The sequence below is a fragment of the Streptomyces sclerotialus genome (genome assembly GCF_040907265.1).
Taxonomy (GTDB): Bacteria; Actinomycetota; Actinomycetes; order Streptomycetales; family Streptomycetaceae; genus Streptomyces; species Streptomyces sclerotialus.
On the sequence record NZ_JBFOHP010000002.1, the window covers coordinates 4,884,424 to 4,898,310 of the forward strand.

Genomic DNA, 13,887 nt, shown 5'->3' on the forward strand with positions numbered 1-13,887 from the left:
GCCGGCCGCACCGGCCCCCGGCGCGCGACACGCTCCGGGGTGCCGTGGGTCACCTGCCGGCCGCCGCACACCGGGGCCCCGGGCCCTGGGTCACGTTCGCGCCCCGTTGGTGCGGCATGTCGTACCCCGGCCGTCGGCGGGGCACCCGAGGCGGAAGAATGACACGTGAAGCCGCCGCGGGGCGGGAAGCTGTGTGCGAGGGAGCAGTCGTGAGCCGTAGGGCGACCGTCCGGAATCCCGTCGATGGTGCGGACCCCTTCGGAGCCGCGCGGTTGCGGCGGGGTGTGCTGGACGCCTGGGCCGGCTCCCCGGCCCGCTTCCGCGAGGACGCCAACGCCGAGGAGGACCTCGCCCTCGGCGGGTACCGCGACCGGCTCGTGGTCGAGCTGGCCCAGAACGCCGCCGACGCGGCCGCGCGTGCCGGAGTGCCCGGCCGGCTGCGCCTGACGCTGCATCCGGGCGAGGACGGCGCGCACGCGGTCCTGGTGGCCTCCAACACGGGCGCGCCGCTGGACGCGGCGGGCGTCGAGTCGCTCTCCACCCTGCGCGCCTCCGCCAAGCGGGACAGCGACGCGGCCTCCGGCGCGGTCGGCCGCTTCGGCGTCGGCTTCGCCGCCGTGCTGGCGGTGACCGACGAGCCGGCGGTGGTCGGCCGGACCGGCGGAGTGCGCTGGTCGCTGGCCGAGGCCCGGTCGATGGCGCTGGACGTCGCGGCCCACAGTCCGGGCCTGGGCAACGAACTGCGGCGCCGGGACGGCCATGTGCCGCTGCTGCGGCTGCCGCTGCCGGCCGAGGGGACGGCCCCCGAGGGGTACGACACCGCCGTGGTGCTGCCGCTCCGGGACGGCGCGGCCGAGGACCTGACGCGCCGTCTGCTGGCCGCCGCCGACGACGCGCTGCTGCTGACCCTGCCGGGGCTGGCCGAGGTGGTCATCGAGACCCCGGAGGGCGTGCGCGAGCTGCGCCGCGGCGCCGACGGCCCGTACGTCGTCGTCGAGGACAGCGTGCGCGGCACGGTCCGGTGGCGGGTCGCCTCCGACGGCGGTCCGCTGGACCCCGCACTGCTGAGTGACCGCCCCGTCGAGGAACGGCTGCGGCCCGCCTGGTCGGTGACGTGGGCGGTCCCGGTGGACGCCGAGGGCGAGCCGGTACGCCCCGCCACCGCGCCCGTGCTGCACGCGCCGACCCCCACGGACGAACCGCTGGGGCTGCCCGCGCTGCTCATCGCCTCGCTGCCGCTGGAGCCGACCCGCCGCCACGTCGCGCCGGGCCCGCTCGCGGACTTCCTGGCCGAGCGCGCCGCCGACACGTACGCCACGCTGCTGCGGGACTGGGAGCCGGCCTCCGTCGGCACCATCGGCCTCGTGCCGGGGCCGCTCGGCAAGGGCGGCCTGGACGGCGAGCTGCGGCGGCTGGTGCTGGAACGGCTGCCGCGGGTGCCGTTCCTGCCCAGCGCCGCGACGGGCGCCGCGGTGCGCCGGGAGGCCGGCCACGCGCTCGACACCTGGCCGGAGGCCGGCGAACCGGCCGGCACCGGGACCGACGGGCCGTACGTGCTGCGCCCCGTCGAGGCCGAGCTGGTCGAGGGCGCGGGCGCCGGGACCGTCGCCGTCCTGGCCGAGCTCTTCCCCAGCCTGCTCCCCGCCGGCCTGGAGCGGCGGCCCGAGCTGCGCGCGCTGGGCGTGGCCCGGGTGCCGCTGGGCGAGGTGATCGACCGGCTGGCCGGGGTGGAGCGCACGCCGTCCTGGTGGTGGCGGCTGTACGAGTCGCTGGCCGGCACCGACCCGGACCGGCTGAGCGGGCTCCCCGTACCGCTCGCGGGCGGCCCGTCCCAGGAGGGCGGGGGCGTCCGGACGACGATCGGCCCCCGCCAGGTCCTGCTGCCCCTTCCGGACACGGGGACGGAAGCGGCGTCCCGGCACCGCACCCTGGCCCGGCTGGGCCTGAAGGTCGCGCACCCGGACGCGGTGCACCCGCTGCTGGAGAAGCTGGGCGCGGTGTCCGCCACGCCGCGCGCCGTCCTGCGGACCCCCCAGGTACGCGCCGCGGTCGCGCATTCCCTGGAGGCGGCCGAGGACGAGTACGACGTCTTCGAGGAGGAGCCGGCGGACGGCCCCGGCGGCGCCCTGAGCGGCGAGGAGCTGGCCGAGGCCGTGCTCGGACTGGTCCGCGACGCGGGGCTGGCCCCGGGCGACGAGCCGTGGCTGGGCGCGCTCGCGCTGCCCGACGAGGACGGCGAGCCGGCCCCGGCGGGGGAGCTGGTCTACCCGGGCAGCGCGTTCGAGCGGGTCATCCGGGACGGCGAACTGGCCTGCGTGGACGAGGAGCTGGCGGCCCGCTGGGGCGAGCAGCCGCTGACCGCGGTGGGCGTGCTGGCGGACTTCGCGCTGGTCCGCGCCCAGGACGTGGTCCTGGACCCGGACGAGCTGGAGCCCCGGGACGGCGACTTCGCCGAGCCGGACGACGTCGGCCTGCTGGACGCGGTCGACGTCTGGTGCGAGGACGTCCTCGACGGCCTGCCGGAGACTCCCGTGCCGCCGGTCGCCACCGAGATCGTCGCCGTCCGCGACCTGGAACTGGTCGACGACGACGCCTGGCCGCAGGTGCTGGCCATGCTGTCGCAGCCGCCGCTGCGGGACGCGCTCACCGCGCCGGTCCGGGTGCTGCTCCCGGACGGCACGACGGAGACGGTGCGCCCGTACACGGCGTGGTGGCTGCGCGGCCACCCCGTGCTCGACGGCCGGCGCCCCGCCGGTCTGCGCGCGGCGGGCGGCGATCCGCTGCTGGCGGGCCTGTACGAGTCGGCGGACGCCGGCGAGGTGGACGCGCAGGTGCTGCGCGCGCTCGGCGTGCGGACCTCGGTGGCGGCGCTGCTGGACGAGCCGGGCGGCGCCGCCGAACTGCTCTCCCGGCTGGCCGACGAGGACTCCGAGGTGACGCCCGCTCAGCTGCACGCCCTGTACGGCGCGCTGGCCGGGCTGGACCCCGAACAGGTGACGCTGCCGGACGAGCTGCGGGCCGTGGTGGGGGACGCGGTACGGGTGGTGGACGCGGCCGACGCGGTGATCGCGGACGCGCCGGATCTGCTGCCGCTGGCCGGTGACCGGCCGCTGCTGCCGGTCGGTCCGGCCCGCGCCGCGGCCCTGGCCGAGCTGCTCCAGGTACGCCGGCTGAGCGAGGAGTGCACCGCCGAGGTGCGGAGCGAGGGCACGGTGCGCGAGGTGCCGGACGCGGTACGCGCCCTGCTGGGCCCCGACACGCCCGCTACGTACGTCGAGCACGACGAACTGCTGGTGGCGGCGGACGCCGGGGACACCGGGCTGGACTGGCGGCGGGCCGCCGACGGCACGGTGCACGCGGCCACGTTCGAAGGCGTGGCGGCCGGGCTGGCCTGGGCCACCGGTCAGTGGCCGCGCCGCTTCGAGGTGGCGGCGCTGCTGGAGGACCCGACCCGTACGGAGGAACTGGCGCGGGCCCGCTGGTTCGACTGACGGACGGAGTCCGGGACCGGACGGCGGGCGGGGGCCCGGATCATCCGAGGGTCAGGCGTCGGGAACGGCGGCCTGGCCCTCGGCGCTTTTCGCCGCCGCGGCGCGCTTTATCGCGGCGTCGCGCTTGCGGACGTACCAGACGCCGAGCAGGCCGAGACCGCCGCCGGCCAGGCAGGTCCAGACCCACCAGGTGGTGCCCCGGTCGTCGAACCAGCCGTAGAAGGGGAGCTGGGCCAGGAAGAGCACGAACCAGATGACGGTGCCGCCGGTGATGGTGGCGACGACGGGCCCTTCCAGTGGGGCGGGCGCCTCGCGCAGTTCGGACTTCTTCCACATACCACCAAGCTTACGGCGGGCGGGGCCGCCGGCTGTCCCCGGCACTCGCCGAAGCGCCGCGAACCTGGTCCGGCCCTGTCGGCACAGGGGTCTACGCGCGGAGATAGCGATCATTGATTTGTTTATTCATACTGAACCTTTCTGGATCTGACCGGTTTCTATCGTCTGATAGAACAAAACTGATCCGATCGTTGTGTGGTCCGGGCCCCGGACCGCCCGCGCCTCCCCAGGCCCGTACCACTGAGGTCACCACCCATGCCCACCCCGGCCACCACCCAGGCCGACGCCGATTCCCCGTCCGGCGCCACGCCCGAGCCCAAGAACGGTCTCGACCGGTTCTTCCAGATCTCCGCACGCCGCTCCACGGTCTCCCGTGAGCTGCGCGGCGGCCTGGCCACCTTCTTCGCGATGGCCTACATCGTGATCCTGAACCCGATCATCCTGGCCGGCGGTCAGGACATGAACGGGCACCACCTGGACAACGCCCAGCTGGTCACCGCCACCGCGCTGGTCGCGGGCGTGACCACCGTCCTGATGGGCGTCGTCGGCAACGTCCCGATCGCGCTCGCCGCCGGACTGGGCATCAACGCGCTGGTCTCGCTCCAGCTCGCGCCCAAGATGACCTGGCCGGACGCGATGGGCATGGTCGTCTGGGCCGGCATCGTGCTGATGATCCTGGTCGCCTCGGGCCTGCGGCAGCGCGTCATGGACGCCATCCCCAACGGGCTGCGCCGGGCCATCGCCATCGGCATCGGCCTCTTCATCAGCCTGGTCGGCCTGGTCGACTCGGGCTTCGTCAGCCGCAACCCGGACTCCGCGCACACCACCGTGCCGCTCGCCCTGGGCACCGGCGGCCAGCTCCAGGGCTGGCCGGTGCTGGTGTTCGTGCTCGGCCTGGCGCTGATGTTCGTGCTGACCGTCCGGAAGGTCAAGGGCGCGATCCTCATCGGGATCGTCGTCATGGCCGTCGTCGCGATCGTCATCAACACCGTCGCGGACCTGCCGGACAGCGCCTGGGGCCTGGCCGTGCCGAAGATCCCGGACGCGCTGGTGGGCACCCCCGACTTCGGCCTGGTCGGTCAGATCAGCCTCTTCGGCGGCTTCCAGAAGGTCGGCATCCTCACCGGCTGCCTCTTCGTCTTCACCGTGCTGCTCTCCGGCTTCTTCGACGCGATGGGCACGATCATCGGCGTCGGCGAGGAGTCCGGCCTGGCCGACAAGAACGGCCAGCTGCCGCGCATGGGCCGGATCCTGATGATGGACGGCATCGGCGTCGCGGGCGGAGGCCTCGGTTCCTGCTCGGCCAACACGTGCTTTGTTGAATCCACCGCGGGCGTCGGCGAGGGTGCCCGTACGGGCCTGGCGAACGTCGTGACCGGCGGACTCTTCCTGCTCACGCTGGTCTTCACCCCGCTCGCCACGGTCGTGCCGTCGCAGGCCGCCACGCCCGCCCTGCTCGTCGTCGGCTTCCTGATCATGGCGTCCAACGTCCGCGAGATCGACTGGAGCGACTTCACCGTCGGCATCCCGGCGTTCCTGACGATCGTCTCGATGCCGTTCACGTACAGCATCACCACCGGCATCGGCGTCGGTGTCCTGGCCTTCATCCTGCTGCGCGCCGCGACCGGCCGCTTCCGGCAGGTCCCGTGGCTGCTGAACGTCGTCGGGCTCTGCTTCCTGGTCTACTTCCTGCTCAACCCGATCGAGCAGGCGCTCGGCCTGAAGTAGTCACCGGTTTCCCCGGCCGTACCGGCGGAGCCAACAACTCCGCTATATCGGCGGAGCGGCGTAGAACCGTTCCGTCTCCTCGACCGACGTCTTGAAGCGTTCGTCGAAGTCCTCGCGCATGAGCGTCCGGATCACGTAATCCTGGACGCTCATGCCGCGTTTGGCCGCGTGCTGTCCGATGCGCTCCAGCAGCTCACCGTCGACGCGCAGGCTGAGCACTCTCGATCCCATGCGGTCAACGTTCCACGTCCGGCCCGTTCTGGCGCGTCACTTTCCGCCACCCTCTCACTCATTTGGGTGATGCATGCAGTCCGGCGTTCTCCGACTTTCTTTAGCGAGAGTAATGAGTTACGCTAACAAACATGCCGGAACTGTCCCTCGGCGACGACGCTGCCGCCGTGAACGCGCTGCGGTCCGCCGTCATGCGCCTGTCCCGCCGGATCAAGCACCAGCGGGTCGACGAATCGCTGAGCCCTACCGAGATGTCGGTACTGGGCACCCTCGCGCGCTGCGGCACGGCCACCCCCGGTGAGCTGGCCCGCAAGGAGCACGTCCAGCCGCCGTCGATGACCCGCATCGTCGCGATGCTCGAAGCCAAGGGGCTGGTCCGGCTGGAGCCGCACCCCGACGACCGGCGCCAGAAGGTCGTCACCCAGACCGAGCAGGCGGAGGAGATGCTCGAGGAGAGCCGCCGCAAGCGCAACGTCTGGCTGGCCGATCTGGCCTCGGGCCTGGACGAGGAGGAGTGGGAGGCGCTGCGCGCCGCCGCGCCCGTACTGGAGAAGCTCGCGCACCTGTAGCGCGCGAGCGCCGGGCCGAGCAGGACGAGTCGCAGCAGCCGGAGCCACCTGTGTAACCGCGATACGAAGCCACCGACCGCCGAGGAGGCGAACCCACTTGAGTACGGGATCCGGAACAGATTCCGCCCCCGCACCTGACTACGACAACGACCGCGGGACCGGCGCTGCCCCCGCCCCCGCGGAACCCGTCGCGGCTGCCGCCAAGCCGCGCAAGGGCACCTTCAGCTCACTGCGCAACCGTAACTACCGCCTCTTCGCCACCGGCCAGGTCGTCTCCAACACCGGTACCTGGATGCAGCGCATCGCCCAGGACTGGCTGGTGCTGAGCCTGACCGGCTCCTCCGCCGCGGTCGGCATCACCACCGCGCTCCAGTTCCTCCCCATGCTGCTCTTCGGGCTGTACGGCGGCGTGATCGCCGACCGGCTGCCCAAGCGCAAGCTGCTGCTGCTCACCCAGGCCGCGATGGGCCTCACGGGACTTGCCCTCGCGGTGCTCACCCTCACCGGCAGCGTCCAGGTGTGGCACGTCTACCTCGTCGCCTTCCTGCTCGGCCTGGTCACCGTGGTCGACAACCCGGCCCGGCAGTCGTTCGTCTCCGAGATGGTCGGCCCCGACGACCTGCGCAACGCCGTCAGCCTGAACTCCGCGAACTTCCAGTCGGCCCGGCTGGTCGGCCCCGCCGTCGCCGGCGTACTGATCACCGCCGTCGGCAGCGGCTGGGCGTTCATGCTCAACGGCCTGTCCTTCATCGCGCCGATCATCGGCCTGCTGATGATGCGCCCCGCCGAGCTGTACCCGGGCAAGGTCGTGCCGCGCGGCAAGGGCCAGCTCCGCGAGGGCCTGCGCTACGTCGCCGGCCGCCCGGACCTGATCTGGCCGATCGTCCTGGTCGGCTTCATCGGCACCTTCGGCTTCAACTTCCCGATCTGGCTGACCGCCTTCGTCGACAAGGTCTACCACTCGGGCGCCGGCACGTACGGCCTGCTCAACACGCTCATGGCGGCCGGTTCGCTGGCCGGTGCGCTGCTCGCGGCCCGGCGCGGCACGTCCCGCCTCCGCCTGCTGGTGGGCGCAGCGCTCCTCTTCGGCGTCCTGGAGATCGCCGCGTCCCTCGCCCCGACCTTCTGGCTGTACGCGGTCCTCCTGGTCCCGATCGGCATGTGCGGCCTGACGATCAACGTCACCGCCAACTCCAGCGTCCAGCTGGCCACCGACCCCGCCATGCGCGGCCGCGTGATGAGCCTGTTCATGATGGTCTTCATGGGCGGCACCCCGCTGGGCGCCCCGCTCGTCGGCTGGGTCACGGACGCGTACGGCGCCCGGATCGGCTTCCTCACCGGCGGCGCGATTTCCGCCTTGGCGGCGGTGGGCGTCGGCCTCTTCCTGGCCCGCGCCGGCGGCCTTCGCCTGAAGATCGACCTCCGCCGCGGCCACCAGCACGTCGCGCTCGTCCCGCGCGACGGAGCCGGCGCTCGGCGGGACCGGGTGGCTGCCGCGGCCTGAGCGTTGCCGTCTGCGGACGCGTCGTGGTTGCTCGCGCTGTTCCCCGCGCCCCCGAAGGGCCGCGGGGAACAGCGCGATCGGCTCCAGCGGCGCTGCGCGCGCGAAAATGACCGCATGAGACTCTTCGCAGCGGTCCTGCCGCCACAGGAGGCGATCGACGAGCTGGCAGCGGAGGTGAAGGTCCTCCGTCGGCTGCCCGGCGCTGAGCGCCTCCGCTGGACCGGCCATGAGGGCTGGCACTTCACGCTCGCCTTCTACGGGGAGGTGGCCGAGGATCTCCTCCCCGAGCTGCACACCCGGCTGGCCCGCGCGGCCCACCGCCACCGCCCGTTCCCGCTGCGGATACGCGGCGGCGGCCGGTTCGACCACAAGGTGCTGTGGGCGGGCGCGGCGGGCGGCCTGGACCCGATGCGGCACCTGGCCGACTCCGCGGGGGCCGCGGCCCGCCGGACCGGCGTGGACATGGGCGGGCACCGCCGGTACACCCCGCATCTGACCCTCGCCCGCGCCCGGGGCAGCGAGGCCCGCGTGGACCTCACCGCCTTCGCCGACGCGCTCGCGGAGTACGAGAGCGAGGAGTGGACCGTGACCGACCTGGCCCTCGTCCGCAGCAACCTCCCCGCCTCCGGCGTCCCCGGCGAACAGCCCCGCTACGAGACGGTGGCGTCCTGGCCGCTGGGCCACTGAGCGCGGCGGGCAGCGGGGCGGACACCGGACGGACGCCGGTACTGGCTGCGGGCCCGACCGGCCGTCCGGTTACGCTCGAAGGGTGGACCCCAAGACCCGTAACCGGATCATGTCCGGCCTGCTCGCCGTGCTGCTGATCGTCGTCGTCGTGGCGGCCGCCCTCCAGTGAGCCCGCAGTGACCTCACGCCGGGCGGCCGCCGCCTCCTGACCGCCTACCAGGCGAAGGCTTCCGGCGACGGCCCCGGCCCCGGGAAGATCTCGTCCAGCGACCGCAGCAGCTCGTCCGGCAGCGTCAGCTCCACCGCCCGCAGCGCCGACGCGAGCTGGTCCGTCGTACGCGGCCCCACGATCGGTCCGGTCACGCCGGGCCGTGTCAGCAGCCACGCCAGCGCGACCTCGCCCGGCTCCAGCCCGTACTTGTCCACGACGTCCTCGTACGCCTGGATCTGCGCCCGCGCGGTGGGGTCGGCGAGTGTGTCGGCGGCCCGCCCGGAGGCGGTGCGGCCACCGCCGCCTTCGCGCTCCTTGCGGATGGCGCCGCCCAGCAGCCCGCCGTGCAGCGGCGACCACGGGATCACGCCGAGCCCGTAGCCCTCGGCCGCCGGGATGACCTCCATCTCGGCCCGCCGCTCGGCGAGGTTGTAGAGACACTGCTCGCTGACCAGCCCGTACGAGCCGCGGCGCGCGGCGGTCTCGTTGGCCTGCGCGATGTGCCAGCCCGCGTGGTTCGAGGACCCCGCGTACAGGATCTTGCCCTGCTGCACGAGGACGTCGATCGCCTGCCAGATCTCATCCCAGGGCGTGTTCCGGTCCACGTGGTGGAACTGGTACAGATCGATGTAGTCCGTCCCCAGCCGCTTGAGGCTGGCGTCCACGGCCCGCCGGATGTTCACCGCGGACAGCTTGTCGTGGTTCGGCCAGACGGTGTCGCCGTCCGGCCCCATGTTCCCGTAGACCTTGGTCGCCAGCACGACCTTGTCGCGCCGGCCCCCGCCCTTGGCGAACCAGGACCCGACGATCTCCTCGGTACGGCCCTTGTTCTCACCCCAGCCGTACACATTGGCCGTGTCGAAGAAGTTGACCCCCGCGCCCAGCGCGGCGTCCATGATCGTGTGACTGTCGGCCTCGTCGGTCTGCGGCCCGAAATTCATCGTCCCGAGCACGAGTCGGCTGACCTTGAGCCCGGTACGTCCTAGCTGCGTGTACTCCATGACCCCTCAGCCAACGCCTTGGAGCGCACTCGAATCAAGGTCGTGAACCTGTTCCAGGTGTCGGCCGACGCGGTGATCGCGGGCCGCGATATGTCTTTCGAGTCCCGGACGTGGACGCAGGTGGTAGCGACGGCGACCTGCACGCACGCGCCCTGGTCGCCGCTGTAGCTGCTCTTGTGCCAGTTCAGGTCGGTGCTCATGGAGCCTCTGCCACCTGTCCGGTACGCGTGAGGAACGCGGTCCAGGCGCTGGGGGAGAAGGTGATCGCGGGCCGGGCTATGTCCTTGGAGTCCCGGATGTGGACGAGGACGGGGGTGACGGCAACCTCGACGCAGTCGCCGCCTTGGGGGCCGCTGTGGGAGGACTTCGTCCATTGCAGGTCAGACGTCATAGTTCCCGTACCACCTGTTCGATGAGGTCGGTGGACTCTTCGGGGCCGAGAGCCTGTGCCCGCAGAATGCCATACTTGCCGAACAAGTTCCCTAGCTCGGGCTGTTCGGCGACGAAGTAGCTTCCGCTTTGGCCTTCCACGTACGCCAACTGCCGGTGGTCCGAGGTGTACAGCAGCACCATGGGGCCGTCGAGGCCGGCGTGGGTCTGGCGGTCCGGTGGCATCACCTGGACCTGGACGTGCCGGAGCTTCGCGACTTCCAGTACGTGTCGCAACTGTTCCTTGAGCACCTGGGGGCCGCCGATGGGGCGGGTGAGCGTGCTCATCTCCAGGATGAAGGCCAGGTCCGGCGCCGGCTTGCGTTGCAGGAGCCGCTGGCGTGCGAGCCGGGTGGTCACCCGAGCTTCGATCTGCTCGTCGTCCAGTGCTGGATAGTGGCAGCCGAAGAGCCCCCGGGCGTACGCCTCGGTCTGGAGCAGCCCGGGGATCACCAGTGGCATGTACGAGTGCAGGGCCAGGCATCTCGCCTCCTCGTCGGCGAACTCCTCGAACCAGTAGGGCATTCGGCTGACGTGCAGCTCCACAGCCGCTGCCAGAAGTGCACCCCGTGCACCCACCGCCTCGTCCGCCCGGGGGACGAACTTTCCCTTCGGCGGGCGGTCGCCCCGTTCCACCATCGCTACCTGGGACTTGGAGAACTCGATCCGTCTGCCCAGGGCTTCCTGGGTCAGGCCGGCCTGCTCCCGGTGGAAGCGCAGCATGGCGCCGAACATCCTCGTGTTGCCGGAGCCGTGTCCACTCCTGTTCACAGCACCCTCCCCTTCGTTCACGACGCCTCACGGCCGTCGTGTGGCACTGGTCACAGTCAATCCGCGAGCGCAACGCTTCGGGGCATGAACCTTGGAATCTCACCCGATCTCGTACCGGCCTGGGTGCCCGCGTCAGGGCATGCGCTGCGGCTCGTCGGGGTGCACTTCGACGCCGTCCGGATCGGCGACTTCTTCGGCGAGCAAGTGGCGTACGAACTGATGCAGTTCACGGACTTCCGGGCGGGGCCGATCGTGCGGGACGCGACCCGGGGCCGGAACTCCTACTTCCTGCTGCCGCCGCGCACCGCCGCGGCATACGCGTGGCCGGTGGGAGCCGAGGTGGTGGGGCGCGGCGGGCGGCACGCGGCGTTCGTCGGGGTGCCTGCGTTGTACGGGGACACCTGGCCGCTCGACTGGCGGTCCCTGCCGTGCGCCGAAGCGCCCTTCGTGGAGCCTGAGTTGTTGCAGGAGATGGCCGTGCGGGTGGTGGCCGGGTCGGCCTAGGTCGCGTCTCCACGGACGTCGGCCTTGATCTCAAGTTGACTTGAGGTCGTAGCGTCGGTGAGGTCAGCACACAGGGGCTCCGAATCGGGGGACGCAATCATGGCCACTATTCCCGGGCGCTATCGCTACGCCGCAGTACCGCACATCATGATCGACGGGGCCGCCGAGGCGATGGCCTTCTACGAGGCCGCGTTCGGGGCCGAGGAGGTCATGCGCATCGCTCACCCCGACGGCCGCGTCCTGCACGCCGAGATCAGGATCCAGGATTCGGTGCTCATGGTCGGCGACGGGGGCGGCGGCTTCCTCACCCCGCGGACGGCGGGTGGCACGACGGTGGGTCTGCACGTGTACGTCGAGGACGTCGACACGCTGTACCGCCGGGCCGTCGCGGCCGGTGCGGAGTCGCTCCAGCCGCCCACCGACATGTTCTACGGGGACCGGACCGTCATGCTGAGGGACCCCTTCGGGCACGTGTGGGTCTTCCTGACCCAGGTCGAGGACCTGTCGCCGGAGGAGGTCGCCCGGCGCGGCAACGAACTGCTCCGGGGGCAGGCGCCCTCGGCCGGGTGAGCGATGCGCCAGGTCAGCGGGGGAAGACCGCCGGTTCGTACGGGGCGCCCACGTCCCAGCCCTGGTGCAGCGCGTCGGCGAAGGCCGCGGCGAGCAGGTGTTCGCCCGACGGTGACGGGTGCGTGCCGTCGTAGGTGTCGCGGTCGAGGAGGTAGTCCTCGGGTGGGGAGGCGAGGAGCAGAGGGGACGCGGAGGTGGAGAGGTCGGCGACCGTCTTCGCCAGGAGTTCGTTGAAGCGGTCGCACTCGGCGGCGAAGGGGGCGTCCGTCGTCGCCCGGATGTTGGGGATGACGGGGAGGAGTACGGCGCGGAGGTGCGGCTGCGCGGAGCGGGCCTCGGTGAGGAAGCGGCGGACGTTGGCGGCGGTCTGGTCCGCGTCCGTGTAGAAACCGAGGTCGATGAGGCCGAGCGAGATGAGCAGCGTGTCGGCCTTGTGGGTGCGTACCGCGTCGGCGATGAGCGGGGCCATGTGCAGCCAGCCCTCGCCCCAGCCGGCGAGGTGGCGGCGGGCGCGCTCGGGGAAGGCGGGGTCGCCGTAGTCGTACGAGACGGGCTCGGCGGCGGCGATGTCGTAGAGCGTGTCGCGCGGGCCGACGATGCGGTAGGGGCCGCCGTACGTCCGGTTGAGGTGCTGCCACATGCGGTAACGCCAGGTGTAGTCGCCGGCGGAGCCGATGGTCATGGAGTCGCCGACGAACATGATCCGCATCCGGCCATTTTCGCCGATCACCGGCGTGGCCGGTACGTGACGCCGGCCACGCGCCACCGCGGACCGCCCAGCTGGTGGGAAGCTGGGGGCATGCGTTCGCTTCTGTGCGCGGCAGGTGCCGCGGGAGTACTGCTCTTCGCGTCGGCCTCCGGAGCCGTGGCCGCGCCCGGCGGCGAGCCGGAGCCGTTCACCGTCAAGGACCCGCGGATCACCGAGTCCAGCGGGCTGGCCGCCAGCCGTGCGCACCCCGGCGTGTACTGGACGCACAACGACAGCGACGACGGGCCGTACGTCTACGCCGTGGACTCCCGGACGGGCCGGACGGTCGCGACCGTCACCATGCGGGGCGTGGGCGATCCGCGCGACGTCGAGGCGATCTCGGTCGGGCCGGACGGCGATCTGTACGTCGGCGACATCGGCGACAACCTGGACGGGTCCTGGGACCACGTGTGGGTCTACCGGTTCCCCGAGCCGAAGCAGCTGCGCGACCAGACGGTGACCGCCACCCAGTACGACGTGACGTACGCGGACGGGCCGCGGAACGCCGAGGCGATGATGGTCCACCCGAAGACCGGCCGGGTCTACATCGTGTCGAAGAAGGAGGACGGGGGCGCGGCGCTGTACGCCGGGCCCGAGCGGCTGAGTACGTCCGGTACGAACGTCTTCCGGCGTGTCTCCGGTATCGACATGTGGGTGACGGACGGTGCTTTCTCGCCGGACGGCTCGCGGCTGATGCTGCGGAGCTACTTCGGGGGCCGCATGTACCGCTGGGTGGACGGCCGCCCGAAGGACGACATCGGCAGCACCGGCGTACCGTTCCAGGGGCAGGGCGAGTCGGTCACGTTCACGCCGGACGGGCGGACGCTGATGTTCGGGTCGGAGGGGGCGGACAGTCAGGTCGAGCCGATGGGGCTGAGCGGTGAGCAGCTTCCGGAGTCGGTGTCCGGTGACGGGTCCGCGACTCCGGGGGACGGCGGCAGGAGCGGCACGGACGGTTCCGGCGGCTCCTCCGACTCCTCCGACTCCTCGGACTCCTCCGACTCCTCGGAGAAGAGCAGCCCGGCCGTCACCGGCGTCGTCGTCATCGGCATCGCCATCGCCGCCGTCCTGGCCATCCGCCGCCGGGGCCGCCGCGGCTGAGGGCGG

At 72.2% G+C, this 13,887-nt stretch carries 15 protein-coding genes; 8 read left to right on the plus strand and 7 right to left on the minus strand.

Features of this window, described 5'->3' with window-relative positions:
- Positions 1–209: 209 nt before the first annotated feature.
- Positions 210–3,491, plus strand: coding sequence for a sacsin N-terminal ATP-binding-like domain-containing protein (locus AAC944_RS21765; protein WP_030609990.1), 3,282 nt, complete (start codon positions 210–212; stop codon positions 3,489–3,491).
- A gap of 51 nt (positions 3,492–3,542) precedes the next feature.
- On the opposite strand, the gene AAC944_RS21770 is transcribed toward AAC944_RS21765, so the two are convergent.
- Complete coding sequence (locus tag AAC944_RS21770) at positions 3,543–3,827, minus strand: DUF2530 domain-containing protein (RefSeq protein WP_037771498.1); 285 nt, start codon at positions 3,825–3,827, stop codon at positions 3,543–3,545.
- 255 nt (positions 3,828–4,082) lie between these two features.
- On the opposite strand from AAC944_RS21770, the gene AAC944_RS21775 reads away from it, so the two are divergent.
- A complete protein-coding gene (locus AAC944_RS21775; RefSeq protein ID WP_030609986.1) occupies positions 4,083–5,555 on the plus strand; it encodes an NCS2 family permease in 1,473 nt (490 codons plus the stop codon).
- Positions 5,556–5,597: 42 nt separating this feature from the next.
- On the opposite strand, the gene AAC944_RS21780 is transcribed toward AAC944_RS21775, so the two are convergent.
- Positions 5,598–5,786, minus strand: a complete 189-nt coding sequence (locus AAC944_RS21780; RefSeq protein WP_030609984.1) for a hypothetical protein — start codon at positions 5,784–5,786, stop codon at positions 5,598–5,600.
- A gap of 131 nt (positions 5,787–5,917) precedes the next feature.
- Between AAC944_RS21780 and AAC944_RS21785 the strand changes: the two genes are divergently transcribed.
- The 3 genes from AAC944_RS21785 to thpR all read left to right on the plus strand — a co-directional run bounded on the left by AAC944_RS21785 (position 5,918) and on the right by thpR (position 8,546).
- On the plus strand, positions 5,918–6,355 hold the full coding sequence (locus AAC944_RS21785; RefSeq protein WP_030609982.1) for a MarR family winged helix-turn-helix transcriptional regulator: 438 nt from the start codon (positions 5,918–5,920) through the stop codon (positions 6,353–6,355).
- A 97-nt stretch (positions 6,356–6,452) separates the two neighbouring features.
- Positions 6,453–7,859: an MFS transporter gene (locus AAC944_RS21790; RefSeq protein WP_030609979.1), complete on the plus strand. Its 1,407-nt coding sequence runs from the start codon at positions 6,453–6,455 to the stop codon at positions 7,857–7,859.
- Between the two features lie 114 nt (positions 7,860–7,973).
- Positions 7,974–8,546: an RNA 2',3'-cyclic phosphodiesterase gene (gene thpR / locus AAC944_RS21795; RefSeq protein WP_030609977.1), complete on the plus strand. Its 573-nt coding sequence runs from the start codon at positions 7,974–7,976 to the stop codon at positions 8,544–8,546.
- A 213-nt stretch (positions 8,547–8,759) separates the two neighbouring features.
- Here the strand turns inward: thpR and AAC944_RS21800 are convergent, their stop codons facing one another.
- Genes AAC944_RS21800 through AAC944_RS21815 form a run of 4 tightly spaced genes read right to left on the minus strand, consistent with a single transcriptional unit; the run spans position 8,760 to position 10,910 of the window.
- A complete protein-coding gene (locus tag AAC944_RS21800; protein ID WP_030609974.1) occupies positions 8,760–9,758 on the minus strand; it encodes an aldo/keto reductase in 999 nt (332 codons plus the stop codon).
- A complete protein-coding gene (locus AAC944_RS21805; protein ID WP_078888353.1) occupies positions 9,740–9,958 on the minus strand; it encodes a DUF397 domain-containing protein in 219 nt (72 codons plus the stop codon). The genes AAC944_RS21800 and AAC944_RS21805 overlap by 19 nt, the downstream gene beginning before the upstream one ends.
- Complete coding sequence (locus tag AAC944_RS21810; RefSeq protein WP_030609970.1) at positions 9,955–10,149, minus strand: DUF397 domain-containing protein; 195 nt, start codon at positions 10,147–10,149, stop codon at positions 9,955–9,957. Before AAC944_RS21810 ends, AAC944_RS21805 begins: the two co-directional genes overlap by 4 nt.
- Complete coding sequence (locus AAC944_RS21815; protein WP_368396395.1) at positions 10,146–10,910, minus strand: helix-turn-helix domain-containing protein; 765 nt, start codon at positions 10,908–10,910, stop codon at positions 10,146–10,148. Before AAC944_RS21815 ends, AAC944_RS21810 begins: the two co-directional genes overlap by 4 nt.
- Before the next feature lie 132 nt (positions 10,911–11,042).
- On the opposite strand from AAC944_RS21815, the gene AAC944_RS21820 reads away from it, so the two are divergent.
- Both AAC944_RS21820 and AAC944_RS21825 read left to right on the plus strand, forming a co-directional pair.
- Positions 11,043–11,462: a hypothetical protein gene (locus tag AAC944_RS21820; RefSeq protein WP_030609965.1), complete on the plus strand. Its 420-nt coding sequence runs from the start codon at positions 11,043–11,045 to the stop codon at positions 11,460–11,462.
- A 99-nt stretch (positions 11,463–11,561) separates the two neighbouring features.
- Positions 11,562–12,032 carry a VOC family protein gene (locus AAC944_RS21825; RefSeq protein ID WP_030609962.1) on the plus strand — a complete coding sequence of 157 codons (471 nt, stop codon included), beginning with the start codon at positions 11,562–11,564 and terminating at the stop codon, positions 12,030–12,032.
- A gap of 13 nt (positions 12,033–12,045) precedes the next feature.
- Here AAC944_RS21825 and AAC944_RS21830 read toward each other — a convergent pair whose 3' ends face one another.
- Positions 12,046–12,741: a GDSL-type esterase/lipase family protein gene (locus tag AAC944_RS21830; protein ID WP_030609960.1), complete on the minus strand. Its 696-nt coding sequence runs from the start codon at positions 12,739–12,741 to the stop codon at positions 12,046–12,048.
- A 90-nt stretch (positions 12,742–12,831) separates the two neighbouring features.
- On the opposite strand from AAC944_RS21830, the gene AAC944_RS21835 reads away from it, so the two are divergent.
- Complete coding sequence (locus tag AAC944_RS21835) at positions 12,832–13,881, plus strand: hypothetical protein (protein ID WP_030609957.1); 1,050 nt, start codon at positions 12,832–12,834, stop codon at positions 13,879–13,881.
- Positions 13,882–13,887: the final 6 nt, after the last annotated feature.